Origin of the sequence: Microbacterium allomyrinae, assembly GCF_020682705.1 — a bacterium.
Classification (GTDB): domain Bacteria; phylum Actinomycetota; class Actinomycetes; order Actinomycetales; family Microbacteriaceae; genus Microbacterium; species Microbacterium allomyrinae.
In genome coordinates, this window is the sequence record NZ_JAGTTN010000003.1 from 294,728 (window position 1) to 308,023 (window position 13,296).

A 13,296-nucleotide genomic window follows, 5' to 3' on the forward strand; every position below is an offset into this window, starting at 1 on the left:
CCGCACAGACTGACGATAGATAGTTCCGCGCAGACCGCGCAAACGTTTACTAAACGCCGCGAGCGCAGATCAGCGGCCCCTCCCCGCGTTCGGTGACGAACGAGAGGAGGGGCCGCCAGGAGAGGAGCCGCGCCGCGTCAGAAGAGCCCGAGCAGGCCCCTCACGCCGACGACGACCACTGCCGTGTCGGTCGCGGTATTGCCCGCGGCATCCGTCGCCGTCCACGTGAACGTGTAGCGCGCGCCGTTCACCGCCTTGACCGTGAATGTGCGGTCGCCGGTCTGCTCCCACGCCGCCTTCGTGCTGCCGGCCACCGTGACGTCGGTCAGGGCGACCGAGACGTCGCCGCTCTCGTCCTCGGCGTCGATGTGCATCCGCACCGCGCGGTCCTTGTTGTTCGGCACCAGGATGAACGACGGCAGCGCGGTGGCCTCGATGGTCGGGGCGAGGGTGTCGGGAGGGGTGAGGTTCAGGCCCACGATCACCGGATCGTGGTCGCTCGAGCGGTAGGCGTCCTCCGCGTACAGAGCGTCCTGCGCCGGGGCTTTGAACGACATGTCGTAGTCGATGAGACTCGGCTCATCGGCGTTGACGTTCCACACGGCGGCTTCGGCCACCTCATCGAGCACGTCGCCGCCGGCGAGCGCGTAGTCGAGGTAGCCCAGCTGCCCGTCGAACACGTAGGAGTAGGCATCCGCTCCCTGGAACTGCGCGAGCAGATCGGTGAAGCCTGCGCCGGTGAGCACCTGGATGGGGTCCTCCTGCGCGTACGAGTTCAGGTCGCCCATGATCAGCTCGCGGCCCGCGCCCTCACCCGTCGGATCGGTGGCGAGCCAGTCCGCGAGCGCCGCCGCAGCCTGCGTGCGCACGCCGTTGCAGTTGCCCTGCCCGTTCGGGTCGATCGGGTCGTTGACGGCGTTGCAGTCCGAGCCCTTCGACTTCAAGTGGTTGACGACCACCGTGACCTCGGCGCCGGCAGCGTCGGCGAACGTCTGCGTCAGCGCGGGACGGTTGAAGTCGTCGAGCCAGCGGGCGTCGTCCTCCTGCTCCATGAGCTGGAACGCCCCCGCGGGAGTCACCGAGGCCGGCTTGTAGATCAGCGCCGTGGTGATCACGTCGGTGCCGATCACCCCGGTGTCGATGTAGCGGTAGACGTCGCCGTCGCCGCCGAGACGCTCGTTGAGCGCGGCGGTCAGGGTCGCGACCGCCGTGCCGTTGTTCTCGATCTCGATCAGGCCGAACACGTCGGCGTCGATCTCGGCGAGCGCGGTGACGATCTTCGCCTCCTGTCGCTCGAACTCGGCGGCGTCGTTCGCACCGCGCGCATCGGGGCCGGTCAGGGTCGTGAAGTAGTTGAGCACATTGAAGCTCGCCACCTTCAGCTCGCCGCCGACCTCGGGCGCAGCCGTCCGCGGGTTGCCGACGGCGAAGTCGGCGCCCTCGGTGGGCTGGATGCCCCACGTGTCGAAGCGGTAGTCCAGGATTCCGGTCGTGTTCGTCACGAGATCGCCGCTTCGAAACGTGTTCGCGAGCGTGAAGACGTCGCCGTTCGGGTGAATGGCGGGGTCGGGGTTCTGCGAGCCGCGACCGTCGTCGACCGTGATGCTCTCGGCCACGTTCTGCGCGGCGAGCGCGACCGCCTCCGCCGATCCGGCGTCATACAGTCCGGTCGGCTGGTGCTGGCGACCGACCGTGAGCGTGATCGTGCCGAAACGGCCGAACTCGAACGTCTCGCCGATCGTCAACTGCTGCGGCAGGGTCACGGACATCCCCTCGAGCGCCTCGCGCTGCTCGGGCGTCGCAGGCAGGGTGAGCGGGACCGGGGCGGGCAGATCGACCGCCGACGCGCAGATCTCGATGCCCGCGGCGACGATCTCGGTCAGCCCGAACCGCTCCCCGGCCTCGCCGACCACACTCACCGCGTCGCCGACCTGGACCGCGGCACCGCCCGGGGCGTAGACGAAGACGCCGTCCGAGGTCGCCGAGTCGCCGTCGCCGGCATCCTGCACGTAGTACCCGTCGTAGCCACCGGCCTGCTGGAAGTCTCCGACGACGACGCCCTCGACCAGCACCTTCTCGCCGGCCACCGGCGAGGAGGATCCCGGGCCCTGCACCGAGCCGATCGTCACCGCATCCAGGTCGCAGTCCGCGACCGGATCGGGGTCGGGGTCGGGGTCGGTGCCCGGTTCGAGCGCGCAGTCCGCGTCGTGTGCACCGAGCCCGTCGAACGTGCCGTTCGCGAAGCCCACCCAGCCGCTTGCCGGGTCGAATGCGTCGGTGCCGACGGCATCGCCCACGCACGTCGCGGCTGCGCGGCGGAGCGTGTTGTCAGCGGTGGATGCGAGCGCTGTGCCCCACTCGGCGCCGGGGTCGACGCCGATCTGTCCGATGACGTCGACCACCGCCGTGCCCTTGACCAGCGCGACGGCGTCATCGCCGTTGAACAGGCCGACCGAGGTCGTCAGGTCGGCCACCGCCAGGATCGCGGGATCGGCCGACGCGTGGGCCACGACGAACACGTCGTCGGGTGCGATCGTTCCCGTGAGGGCGACCGTGGGGTTCGCGTTGGTCGCACCGTTCGAGTACTGATCGATCTTGTAGCCCGCGGCCGCCAGGTCGACCGGCGCCGTGCTCGGGTTGTAGATCTCGATCGCCTTGTTGAACGACGAGCCTTCGATGTATTCGCTGAGCAGGAGGTCGCCGGATGCCGCGGATGCAGGTGCGGCGAATGCCACCACCCCCGCGGCAACGAGCGCGAACGCCGCCGATGCGGCGACGAGACGACGGGGCAGATGGGACACAGAACCTCCACAGGGCGAATTGCGCGCGTGATCAGGAAGCGACGACGGCGTCGTGAGCCGACGTCGTGAGTCACAAGCTAGGGGAGCGGCATCCGTCGCGGAAGACTTCGAAAAGGAGAGATCCTTAACGTTCCGTGCGGCATCGACGACGCGCCCGCACCGCCTTCCGTTTTGGGCGTGGGCGATGACGCGCGAGAATGGTCGGTATGACCGCGAGCGCCGTGGAGCCCTTCCGCGTCGTGTTCGTCTGCACCGGGAACATCTGCCGGTCCCCGATGGCCGACGTCGTCTTCCGTGGATTCGCGGATGCCGCGGGCCTGGGTCCCCGCGTCGCCTCGTCGAGTGCGGGAACAGGGGACTGGCACGTCGGGGAACGCGCCGACCAGCGCACGATCGATGCGCTGGAGCGAGCCGGGTACGACGGCACCAGGCATCGGGCCCGGCAGTTCACCCATGCCGACTTCGCCCACAGCGACCTGGTGATCGCGCTCGACCGCAGTCACGAGCGGATCCTCCACGGCTGGGCCCGTTCCGAGGCCGACGCCGACAAGATCGCGCTGCTGCTGTCGTTCGATGCGACGGCCCATACCCTCGATGTGCCCGACCCGTACTATGCCGGGCCCGGAATGTTCGACGAGGTGCTCGGTATGATCGAGAGTGCGAGCCGGGCGCTCTTCCGGCAGCTCGAACCCGCGATCCGCCCGGCGTGACGCCGGCGTCGCACTTCGCGTTCGAAGAGTTCCGATCGGAGCCCCTGTGACCTCTCTTCCCCCTCAGCCTCTCAGCCCCCTCGACGGCCGCTACCGCGCCGCCGTCACGGGGCTCGCCGACTATCTCTCCGAGGCCGGGCTCAACCGCGCCCGCGTCGAGGTCGAGGTGGAATGGCTGATCGCCCTCACCGACCGGTCGCTGTTCGGCTCGTCGCCGCTCTCGGACGACGACAAGGCTCGGCTGCGCGCCCTGTACCTCGAGTTCGGGCAGGCCGAGATCGACTGGCTCGCCGAGAAGGAGGCCGTCACCCGTCACGACGTCAAGGCCGTCGAGTATCTGGTGCGCGACCGCCTCAGCACGCTCGGGCTCGATGCCATCGCCGAGCTGACCCACTTCGCGTGCACCAGCGAGGACATCAACTCCACCTCCTACGCGCTCACCGTCCAGCGCGCGGTCCAGCGCGTCTGGCTGCCGAAGCTGCGTGCCGTCACGGCGACGCTCGCCGACCTCGCGGTGGCGCATCGGGATGCCGCCATGCTGTCGCGCACGCACGGCCAGCCCGCCACCCCCTCGACGATGGGCAAGGAGCTCGCGGTCTTCGCATGGCGTCTCGACCGCGTCGCCCGCCAGATCGACGGGGGCGAGTACCTCGCCAAGTTCTCGGGGGCGACCGGCACGTGGTCGGCGCACCTGGCCGCAGAGCCGGATGTCGACTGGCCGGCGCTGTCGCGCGACTTCATCGAGGGACTCGGCCTCGATTTCAACATCCTGACCACCCAGATCGAGTCGCACGACTGGCAGGTCGAGCTGTACGACCGGATCCGCCATGCCGGCGGCATCCTGCACAACCTCGCGACCGACATCTGGACCTACATCTCGATCGGCTACTTCACGCAGATCCCCGTCGCGGGCGCGACCGGGTCGTCGACGATGCCGCACAAGATCAACCCGATCCGCTTCGAGAACGCCGAGGCCAATCTCGAGATCTCGGGCGGGCTGCTCGGCACCCTCTCGCAGACGCTCGTCACGAGTCGCATGCAGCGCGACCTCACGGACTCCACGACGCAGCGCAACATCGGCGTCGCTCTGGGGCACTCGCTGCTCGCGCTCGACAACCTGCAGCGGGGCCTGGGCGAGATCTCGCTCGCCGACGACGTGCTGCTGGCCGACCTCGACGTGAACTGGGAAGTGCTCGCCGAGGCGATCCAGACCGTCGTGCGCGCCGAGATCGCCGCAGGTCGCTCGTCGATCTCCGACCCGTACGCGCTGCTGAAGGACCTGACCCGGGGCCGCCGCGTCGGTGCGGCCGAGCTCGCCGAGTTCGTTCGCGGACTCGACATCGGCGATGCCGCGAAGGAGCGCCTGCTGGCCCTCACCCCGGCGACGTACGACGGCCTCGCTTCACAGCTGGTCGACGAGCTCTGATCTCAGCGGGCGCGGAAGCTCCCGGTGGAGCCGAGGGCCTCAGGCCTTGGGGTCACCGGGTGCGGCGGCATCCGGCTTCTCGTCGCCCTCTTCGGGTAGCAGCACCGGCTTGTCGACCTGCTTCGTGATCTGGGCCGGGTCTACCGCGAGCAGCAGCAGCGACACGATCACGAGAACGGCGATGAAGCTCACGCCGGCGATGATGAGCGCGAGCACGACGGCGGCCTGCGCCTCTTCGGCGGTGCGCTGCTGGAAGAAGCCCATCGACACGAGCGTCACGATGCCTGCGAACAGGGCCGCGCCGAACGCCATCCCGAGCAGCTGCACGGGCTTCATGAGATCGCGGCGGGTGGGGCGGTCGTCGCTCACGCGGGGTCCTTCTGATCGGCCGGATCGATCCGGAGCGCCGCGTCTGCCCGAGGGGCCGCGAGTGCGCCGTCCGGCGACTCGGTCGTGACGGGCAGGGGTGCGCGCGGCGAGAAGCCGGCGATGGCGAGGTAGACGGCGACGATCGCGGCGTAGCCGCCGAAGATCCCGACGCCGATGGTGACGCCGGTGAGCGTGAACGTCTGGTGGGCTTCCTCGATCGTGTAGTCGAGGGCGTACGCGGGCTGGACGAAGAGCAGCGCCAGTGCGAGGAGGAGCGTCACGGCTCCGACGACGACGGCGTCACGGCTCTCGGAGCGGGGACCGACCGGGGCTGCGGGCCGGGCATCGGCGATGCCCGGAACGATCTCGCGCCGCACGGTGCGGGCGCGGAGCCCCTGCCACCCGGCGAGTGCCTCGAGCACCCCGCTGAGGACCGCCCACGCGATCACGACGACGAAGAAGCCGATGACGGTGCGCAACGGCATGAGCCCGCCGACCATGCCTGCGACGAGGGTGACAGCGCCGACTGCGGCAGCCGGCCATCGCCGGCCCGCCGGATAGACCAGCCACACCGAGAGGAGCAGCACGAGGCCGGTCGCGATCGCGAAGCCGCTGAAGACGGCCATGCCGACGGCCGCGGAGTGGTCGGAGGTGAACGTGATCATGACGGCCGCGAGCGCCGCGAAGGCGGCGCGCACGATCTGCACGTGGCGCACCTCGAACGTGCGGACGGAAGAAGCTGAGGTCACGGTGTTCCTGCGGAGCGGGAGGATCCCTACGGAGATGAGGGATGCGTCCAGTCTACGTGCGTCGTCGGGTGCGGCATCCGGTCCTGCGCACAGCGTCCGGTCGGGATCCCTCAGCGCAGGGTGTCGAGGATGTCGGAGAGCAGTTCGAACGTCGTGAGCGGCGAGATGATCGCGAACCGCAGCACGGGCTCGCCGGCGTGGGAACTGGGGACGACGAATGCACGCTGCTCCTCCAGGAGGCGCGTCGACCATTCCTCGTACTCGGCGAGAGTCCAGCCTTCCCGGCGGAACACCACGACCGAGAGCTGGGGCTCGCGCACGAGCGTGAGCCCGTCGCGCACCGTGATTTCGTCGGCCACGCGGCGTGCCAGGTCGATTCCCTGGGCGATCGTGGCCCGGTACTGCTCGGTGCCGTGGGTCGCGAGCGAGAACCACAGCGGCAGGCCGCGGGCGCGGCGGGTGAGCTGCACCGCCAGATCGGACGGGTTCCAGTCCGGCCTGTCGGTGAGGGTGTCGAGGTACTCGGCCTTCTGCGTGTGGGCCGAGAGCGCGAGCGAGGGCTCGCGGTAGATGAGCGCGCAGGCGTCGAAGGGCGCGAAGAGCCATTTGTGCGGGTCGACGATCACCGAGTCGGCGTGCTCGACCCCCGCGAACGCGGGGCGCATGCTCTCGACGAGCATCGCGGCGAGCCCGTAGGCGCCGTCGACGTGCAGCCAGATACCGCGGGGTCTCGTGGCGGCCGCAACGCCGGCGATGTCGTCGACGATCCCGAAATTCGTGGTGCCGCCGGTGGCCACCACCGCGAACACCGCATCGCCGCGTTCGTCGAGCACCCGCGCCACGGCGTCGCCGTGCAGCCTGCCTTCGGCGTCGGGCGCCGCCGTGGCGATGTCGACGTCCATCACTGCGGCCGCCGACGCGATCGACGAGTGCGCCTCGGCGCTGCACACGACGACCCAGCGCGCCGGGTCGGGTCGCCCCGCCTCGCGATTGCGCCGGCGTGCGGCATCCCGTGCCGTCACGAGCGCCGACAGGTTGCCGATCGTGCCGCCCTGCACGAACACGCCCCCGGCGCCCCGCGGCATCCCGAACTCGTCCGCGAGCCAGCTCAGCACCTCGTTCTCGGCGAAGACGGCGCCGGCGCCCTCCATCCACGAGCCGGCGTAGATGGCGGATGCCGACACCACGACATCGAAGGCCAGCGACGCCTTGCTGGGGGCCGAGGGGATGAAGGAGAGGTATCCCGGATGATCGGTCGACACGCAGGCCGGCGCGAGCACGTTCTCGAACAGCGCGATCGCGCGGCGGGAGCCGATGCCGTCCGTCGTGATCGATCCCGACGCCAGCCGCTCCAGCTCGCGCGGAGTCATCGGCTTGTCGAGCGGGACGTCCTGGTAGAGCGCCCGGCGGCGTGCATAGTCGAGCACGTCGTCGACAGTGCGGCGGGTCTCGTCCGAGATCGCGTGCATCTGGGCGGGACGGGATGTCGCGGTCATGCTGCCTCCGGTCGGATCGGGTCTCCCGCTCGCCGGCAGGACGCGACACCATCATCCCCTTCGACGCCGGCGAGTGGGAGGGGATGATCACGCCCGAGGGCGGTGCAACGTCGTGCAACGTACCCGTACGTAGCGTCGGAGGCAGAGGACGGAAGACGTCCGTCCGTCAGGAAGTGATATCGATGACGATTCTTACCGACTCCCTGGACAGCGCCCACGGCACGGCGCGTACAGGAACCGTGCCCACGGGAACCATGCGCGCCGCCGTCGTGACGGCGCCCGATCAGCCCCTCGCCATACGCGACGTGCCGATTCCGACGCCCGGGCCGGGTCAGGCGCTCGTGAAGGTGCACACGACCGGCGTCTGTCACACCGACCTGCATGCCGCGCGCGGCGACTGGCCCGTCGCGCCCAAGGCGAACCTCATTCCCGGTCACGAGGGCTTCGGCGAGGTCGTGGCCCTGGGCGATGGCGTGACGTCGCTCGCCATCGGAGACCTGGTGGGCAACGCGTGGCTGTGGAGCGCGTGCGGCACGTGCGAGTTCTGCCGCACCGGCTGGGAGACCCTGTGCCCCGAGCAGCAGAACGGCGGCTATTCGGTCGACGGCAGCTTCGGCGAGTACATGCTCGTCGACGAGCGTTTCGCCGCCCGCATCCCCGAGGGATCCGACCCGGTCGAAGTCGCGCCCGTCCTCTGCGCCGGCGTCACCGTCTACAAGGGCCTGAAGATGACAGAGGCGCGCCCCGGCGAATGGGTCGTGATCTCGGGTATCGGCGGGCTCGGGCACATCGCGGTGCAGTACGCCCGGGCCATGGGTCTGCGGGTCGCCGCCGTCGACATCGACGACGCGAAGCTCGCGCTCGCCCGATCGCACGGCGCCGAGATCACCGTCAACGCCGCGACGCAGGATCCCGCGGCGGTCATCCAGGAGCAGACGGGCGGCGCGCACGGGGTGCTCGTGACCGCCGTGCACCCGAAGGCCTTCGGTCAGGCGCTCGGCGTCGCCCGCCGAGGCGCGACGATCGTGTTCAACGGCCTGCCCCCGGGAGACTTCCCCGCCGACATCTTCGATATCGTGCTGCGCGCCATCACGATCCGAGGCTCGATCGTAGGCACGCGCCAGGACATGATCGAGGCGCTCGACTTCTACGCGCGCGGGGAGATCCATCCCACCGTCACGGTCGAGTCGATCGACGACATCAACGACATCTTCGAGCGGATGGAGCGCGGCAAGATCGACGGCCGCATCGTGATGCAGTTCGACTGATCGCGCCCATGCAGACGAGGGGCGGGGCCGATGCCTCGCCCCTTCGTCGTGCCCTCCACACTCGCGGACGAAGAGGGCAGGAATGGAGAAGCGCAGCGCCGGATGCTCCGCGTAGCGTGAGGCCGACGGGTTGCGCAGGCACCCACGAGCGTGAGGAGAGAGTCATGGCCGAGAAGACATCCGACGGACTGTCGAAGGAAGAGCGCGACGCGGTCAAGGAGCGAGCGAAGGAGCTGCGCGACCAGGCGAAGGCGGGCAAGAACCGCGAGGCGGGCACCACGCAGGTGCTCGACGCCATCGCAAAACTCGGCGCCGACGACAAGCCGCTCGCCGAGGGCCTGCACAAGGTCGTCACCGAGGTCGCGCCCGGCCTGACGCCCAAGACGTACTACGGCATGCCCGCCTATGCGAACGGCGATGGCAAGGTCGTGGTGTTCCTCCAGCCTGCCGAGAAGTTCAAGGCTCGCTACGCGACGATCGGGTTCGAGGATCGCGCCCGCCTCGACGACGGCGACCTCTGGCCGATCGGCTTCGCCGTGCGCCACTGGACCCCCGAGGTCGAGGCGAAGATCACCGCGCTCGTGAAGGCCGCGGTGGCCTGAGCACGCAGGACGCGCCGTTACCCTTCGAGCCGCCGCGCCGCCGCACGATCGGCATGACCGAGGACGCGATCCGGCGCGATGCGGTCGCGCACCAATCGCTTGAGCTCGACGATGTCGGGAAAGCCGCCGTCGTCCTTGCGCGACCACACGCGCTCGTCGTCGGCGTAGACCTCGAAGATCCCCCCGGTGCCCGGCTCGAGTGTGGCTCCGCCTCCCATGAGTTCGTCCTGGAAGGTCGTCAGCAGCTCTTGAGCGATCCATGCCGCTCGGAGCATCCAAGCGCACTGCGTGCAGTAGACGACACGGATACGGTGCGTCATCGCGGGCCCGCCGCGTCGGCGTCGCCGTCGCCGCCGGGCAGGAACCCGAGCGCGCTCTGCCGGAAGACCCGGGAGCCCGGGGTGTTGAAGTGGTGCCGGTCGGGGATCTCCTGGAACGTGCCACGCGGCGCGCAGGCCGCGAGCTTCTTCGACCGCTCCAGGATCGCGTCCTCGGATCCGGTCGCGAAGAGGATCGGCTGCCCCGGCGGTCGATCGGGGTCGGGGTCGGCATCGCCGAGGCGCATGCCCTCGGCAAGCGCCACCAGGGCGAGCAGGTCGTTGGTGGGGACGCGTTCGGCGAGCGTCACGTAGTTGCGGGTGACGGGATCCTCCACCGGTATTCCCTCTTCGGCATACGCGCGCGCCTGCTCGATCTGAAGTCGCGCCAGCGGGCGGCCGTCGGGGATGCCGCCGAGCACCGCGCGCGACACGTGCTCAGGTGCATCGACGGCGAACTGCCATCCGACCCGCGCGCCGAGCGAGTAGCCGACGTAGCGCACGTCGTCGATCAGGTAGGTGTCGAGCACCGTGAGCAGATCCGACACGAACGCGCCCATCGAATACGCGCGCTTGTCGCGCGGCTTGTCACTGGCCCCGTGGCCGCGCTGGTCGACGCCGATCACGCGGTAGCCGGCCCGCGTGAGGTCGCGCACCCATCCGGTCTCGACCCAGTTGTCACGACAGCTCGACGCGAAGCCGTGCACGCAGAGGACGGGTTCGGCATCGCGGTCGCCCCAGGAATACGTGGCGATCTGGTACCCCTCCTGCGACATGATGAAGCTCGGCGAGGGCATCTCGGTGCGGACGAGCGGTGCGGCATCCATGCACACATTCTGCTCCTCGCCCGGACGGCCGTCGCGCGCGGGCGCCGAGCGGCACGCGTCAGAACACGTCCCACTGCCTGGCGCGCTCGGTGAGCACGTCGATCACACGTGCCGTCGCCGGCCCCGGCGGCGCGTCCGGGATCGCGAGATGGAGCGTGTTGATCGGCGCCTCGTCGGGTCTGTGCAGCACGACGACCGAGCCGCTGCCGATGGCGGGCTCGGCGAGGTATCTCGGCAGCGCCGAGATACCCGCGCCCGCGATCACGGCGGCGAGGATGCCGCGCAGATCGGGGACGATCATCGCGAGCTCGTTGGCCGGACGGTGGCCGAACTGACTGCGCCAGTAGCGACGGATGATCGAGAGGTCAGCGTCGTACGCCACCAGCGGCAGGTGCAGGAGCGCGGCCGCGCCGTCTTCGAGCAGACGGTCGTCGTCGATCGTGCGGGCGAGCGACGGTGCTCCCACGAGCACGAACTCCTCGTCGACGAGTCCGCGATACCGGATGCCGCGACCCGGTGTGCGCACCGAGGACACCACCAGGTCGAGCTCTCCGCCGACCAGCCGCGTCAGAAGGTCGCCGGCGAGCCCGAGGGTGAATTCGAGGCGGACGCCCTGCGCGGGCAGCGAGGCGAGGGCGGGGATGACGCGGCTCGCGATCACGTCGCCGGCGCCACCGACGCGCACCGTCTCGATCGGCCCGTCCCCCGGATGCATCCACACCTCGCGCAGGCGATCCACGGGGTCGGCGATGCGTGCGGCGAGCCGGTCGCCGTCTGCTGTCGCGGTCGCCCCGCGCGTCGATCGCACGAAGAGCGTCGTTCCCAGTTCGCCCTCGAGACGCGCCACTCGCTCGCTCACCGACGGCTGGCTGACTCCGAGGGCGCGCGCGGCGGCCGTGATCGAACCGGAGCGATGCACCTCGAGGAACGTCCGCAGCAGATCAAGCTCCTGCATCCGATCTCCCCCGTTCGGCGACTATCAAGAAATTTATGTGCTGCACCGATCTTATGAAATGTCTTCGATGGATGCCCGGTTTGCTTCGTCAGCGGTTCGAGCGAACCGCGGCAACGAGAGGACGAGGCGATGGCACAGGTTCTGATGGTCGTGACAGGGGCGGACAGCATCACGCTCGCCGACGGGAGCGCGCACGCGACCGGGTTCTGGGTGGAGGAGCTGGTCGAGCTGCACCGCGGGCTCACCACAGCCGGACACCGGGTCGACATCTCGACCCCGAACGGCGTCCGGCCCACGGCCGACCCGGGCAGCCTCGAGGGCGAGGCGTCCGCGGACTGGCGCGTCTATCTGGCGTCGCTCGACGACGAGCTCGCCCGTCCGCGCGTGCTGGCCGACATCCGCGCGGGGGAGTACGACGCGATCGTGCTGCCCGGCGGTCACGGTCCGATGGTCGACCTCGCGCACGATGCCGACCTCGGCAGGCTGCTCGTCGACGCGGCCGATCGCGACGCGGTCGTGGGAGTGCTCTGCCACGGCCCCGCCGGACTGCTGAGCGCGGTGCGGCCCGACGGCACGTTCGCGTTCGCAGGCCGTCGGATCGCGGTGTTCACCGACGACGAGGAGCGCCAAGGCGGACTCGGCGAGTCGTCGCCGTACCTGGTGGAATCGAGCCTGCGCGGACTCGGCGTGGTCGTCGAGCCAGGAGAGCCCTGGAGCAGCACGGTGGTCGCCGACGGGACGCTCATCAGCGGGCAGAATCCCCAGTCGAGCCTCGCGACGGCGGCGCGTCTCGTGCAGGAGCTCGCGGAGCGGTGACGCGGAGTCCGGTCACCTCGTGCCTATCCGCGCGCGCCGGCGAGGTGACCGGGCCCACGGCGTCCGGTTCGCGGGGCATCCTGAGCGCGGCACAATGGGAGCTGTGCCGATTCTGAACAAGGACATGCTCCTGTGCATCTCGCTGGCCGCCCGCCCGTCCAACATCGGGACGAGGTTCCACAACTTCCTCTATGACGAACTCGGCCTGAACTACGTCTACAAGGCGTTCACGACCGACGACATCGAAGGAGCGATCACCGGGGTCCGTGCGCTCGGCATCCGTGGCTGCTCGGTATCGATGCCGTTCAAAGAGGCCGTCATCCCGCTCGTCGATGAGATCGAGCCCTCGGCCGCCGCGATCGAGTCGATCAACACGATCGTCAACGACGGCGGCAGGCTCATCGCCTCCAACACCGACTACGAGGCGGTCGCCGAGCTGCTCGAGCGGCATCACGTCGACCCGGCCCTGTCGGTGCTCGTGCGCGGTTCGGGCGGCATGGCCAAGGCCGTGGTCGCCGCGTTCCGGGGCGCCGGGTTCGACGACGTCACGGTGCTCGCCCGTAACGCCGAGGCCGGCGAGGCGATCGCGTCGAAGTACGGCTACCGTGCCGTCACCGAGGATCCTGCCCCCGGCCACGCCGTGATCGTCAACGTCACTCCGCTCGGGATGGCGGGGGCGGATGCCGAGACCCTGTCCTTCAGCGAGGCTCATGTCGACGCCGCGCGAACCGTCTTCGACGTCGTCGCCTACCCCGCCGACACTCCGCTGATCCGGGCAGCCCAGCTCCGCGGCATCCCGGTCATCACGGGCGCCGATGTGATCGCACTGCAGGCCGCGCGCCAGTTCGAGCGGTACACCGGTGTCACCCCGACTCGCGACCAGGTCGAGCGGGCATCGGCGTTCTCACGACAGTGAGCACGCGGCCGCGCTGAGTTGCGCGGCGCCGGATGCCGCGGCAT

At 69.8% G+C, this 13,296-nt stretch carries 13 protein-coding genes; 6 read left to right on the top strand and 7 right to left on the bottom strand.

Going from position 1 to position 13,296, the window contains the following annotated elements:
• Window positions 1-137: 137 nt before the first annotated feature.
• A complete protein-coding gene (locus KEC57_RS11170) occupies window positions 138-2,801 on the bottom strand; it encodes an ExeM/NucH family extracellular endonuclease (protein WP_229384693.1) in 2,664 nt (887 codons plus the stop codon).
• A 206-nt stretch (window positions 2,802-3,007) separates the two neighbouring features.
• On the opposite strand from KEC57_RS11170, the gene KEC57_RS11175 reads away from it, so the two are divergent.
• Together KEC57_RS11175 and purB are read left to right on the top strand one after the other, a co-directional pair.
• A complete protein-coding gene (locus tag KEC57_RS11175) occupies window positions 3,008-3,511 on the top strand; it encodes a low molecular weight protein-tyrosine-phosphatase (RefSeq protein WP_229384694.1) in 504 nt (167 codons plus the stop codon).
• Between the two features lie 46 nt (window positions 3,512-3,557).
• A complete protein-coding gene (gene purB, locus KEC57_RS11180) occupies window positions 3,558-4,937 on the top strand; it encodes an adenylosuccinate lyase (RefSeq protein WP_229384695.1) in 1,380 nt (459 codons plus the stop codon).
• Window positions 4,938-4,976: 39 nt separating this feature from the next.
• On the opposite strand, the gene KEC57_RS11185 is transcribed toward purB, so the two are convergent.
• From KEC57_RS11185 to KEC57_RS11195, 3 genes are all read right to left on the bottom strand, one after another.
• Window positions 4,977-5,306 (bottom strand): amino acid transporter, encoded by a 330-nt coding sequence (locus KEC57_RS11185; RefSeq protein WP_229384696.1) that lies wholly within the window; start codon window positions 5,304-5,306, stop codon window positions 4,977-4,979.
• Complete coding sequence (locus tag KEC57_RS11190; protein WP_229384697.1) at window positions 5,303-6,055, bottom strand: acyl-CoA synthetase; 753 nt, start codon at window positions 6,053-6,055, stop codon at window positions 5,303-5,305. The genes KEC57_RS11185 and KEC57_RS11190 overlap by 4 nt, the downstream gene beginning before the upstream one ends.
• Before the next feature lie 110 nt (window positions 6,056-6,165).
• Window positions 6,166-7,551, bottom strand: coding sequence for a pyridoxal phosphate-dependent decarboxylase family protein (locus tag KEC57_RS11195; RefSeq protein WP_229384698.1), 1,386 nt, complete (start codon window positions 7,549-7,551; stop codon window positions 6,166-6,168).
• Window positions 7,552-7,805: 254 nt separating this feature from the next.
• Here KEC57_RS11195 and adhP point away from each other — a divergent pair, with 254 nt between their 5' ends.
• Entirely contained in the window at window positions 7,806-8,819 is a 1,014-nt protein-coding gene (gene adhP, locus KEC57_RS11200) for an alcohol dehydrogenase AdhP (protein WP_229384936.1), read from the top strand.
• Window positions 8,820-8,983: 164 nt separating this feature from the next.
• A complete protein-coding gene (locus KEC57_RS11205) occupies window positions 8,984-9,421 on the top strand; it encodes an iron chaperone (protein WP_229384699.1) in 438 nt (145 codons plus the stop codon).
• Between the two features lie 17 nt (window positions 9,422-9,438).
• On the opposite strand, the gene KEC57_RS11210 is transcribed toward KEC57_RS11205, so the two are convergent.
• From KEC57_RS11210 to KEC57_RS11220, 3 genes are read right to left on the bottom strand one after another with little or no spacing between them, the layout of a single operon-like run.
• Window positions 9,439-9,741, bottom strand: coding sequence for an Rdx family protein (locus tag KEC57_RS11210; RefSeq protein WP_267492357.1), 303 nt, complete (start codon window positions 9,739-9,741; stop codon window positions 9,439-9,441).
• Window positions 9,738-10,565: an alpha/beta fold hydrolase gene (locus KEC57_RS11215; protein WP_229384701.1), complete on the bottom strand. Its 828-nt coding sequence runs from the start codon at window positions 10,563-10,565 to the stop codon at window positions 9,738-9,740. Before KEC57_RS11215 ends, KEC57_RS11210 begins: the two co-directional genes overlap by 4 nt.
• A gap of 58 nt (window positions 10,566-10,623) precedes the next feature.
• Complete coding sequence (locus KEC57_RS11220) at window positions 10,624-11,520, bottom strand: LysR family transcriptional regulator (RefSeq protein WP_229384702.1); 897 nt, start codon at window positions 11,518-11,520, stop codon at window positions 10,624-10,626.
• Window positions 11,521-11,649: 129 nt separating this feature from the next.
• On the opposite strand from KEC57_RS11220, the gene KEC57_RS11225 reads away from it, so the two are divergent.
• Entirely contained in the window at window positions 11,650-12,336 is a 687-nt protein-coding gene (locus KEC57_RS11225) for a type 1 glutamine amidotransferase domain-containing protein (RefSeq protein WP_229384703.1), read from the top strand.
• A 103-nt stretch (window positions 12,337-12,439) separates the two neighbouring features.
• Window positions 12,440-13,252 carry a shikimate 5-dehydrogenase gene (locus tag KEC57_RS11230; protein WP_229384704.1) on the top strand — a complete coding sequence of 271 codons (813 nt, stop codon included), beginning with the start codon at window positions 12,440-12,442 and terminating at the stop codon, window positions 13,250-13,252.
• Window positions 13,253-13,296 lie beyond the last annotated feature (44 nt).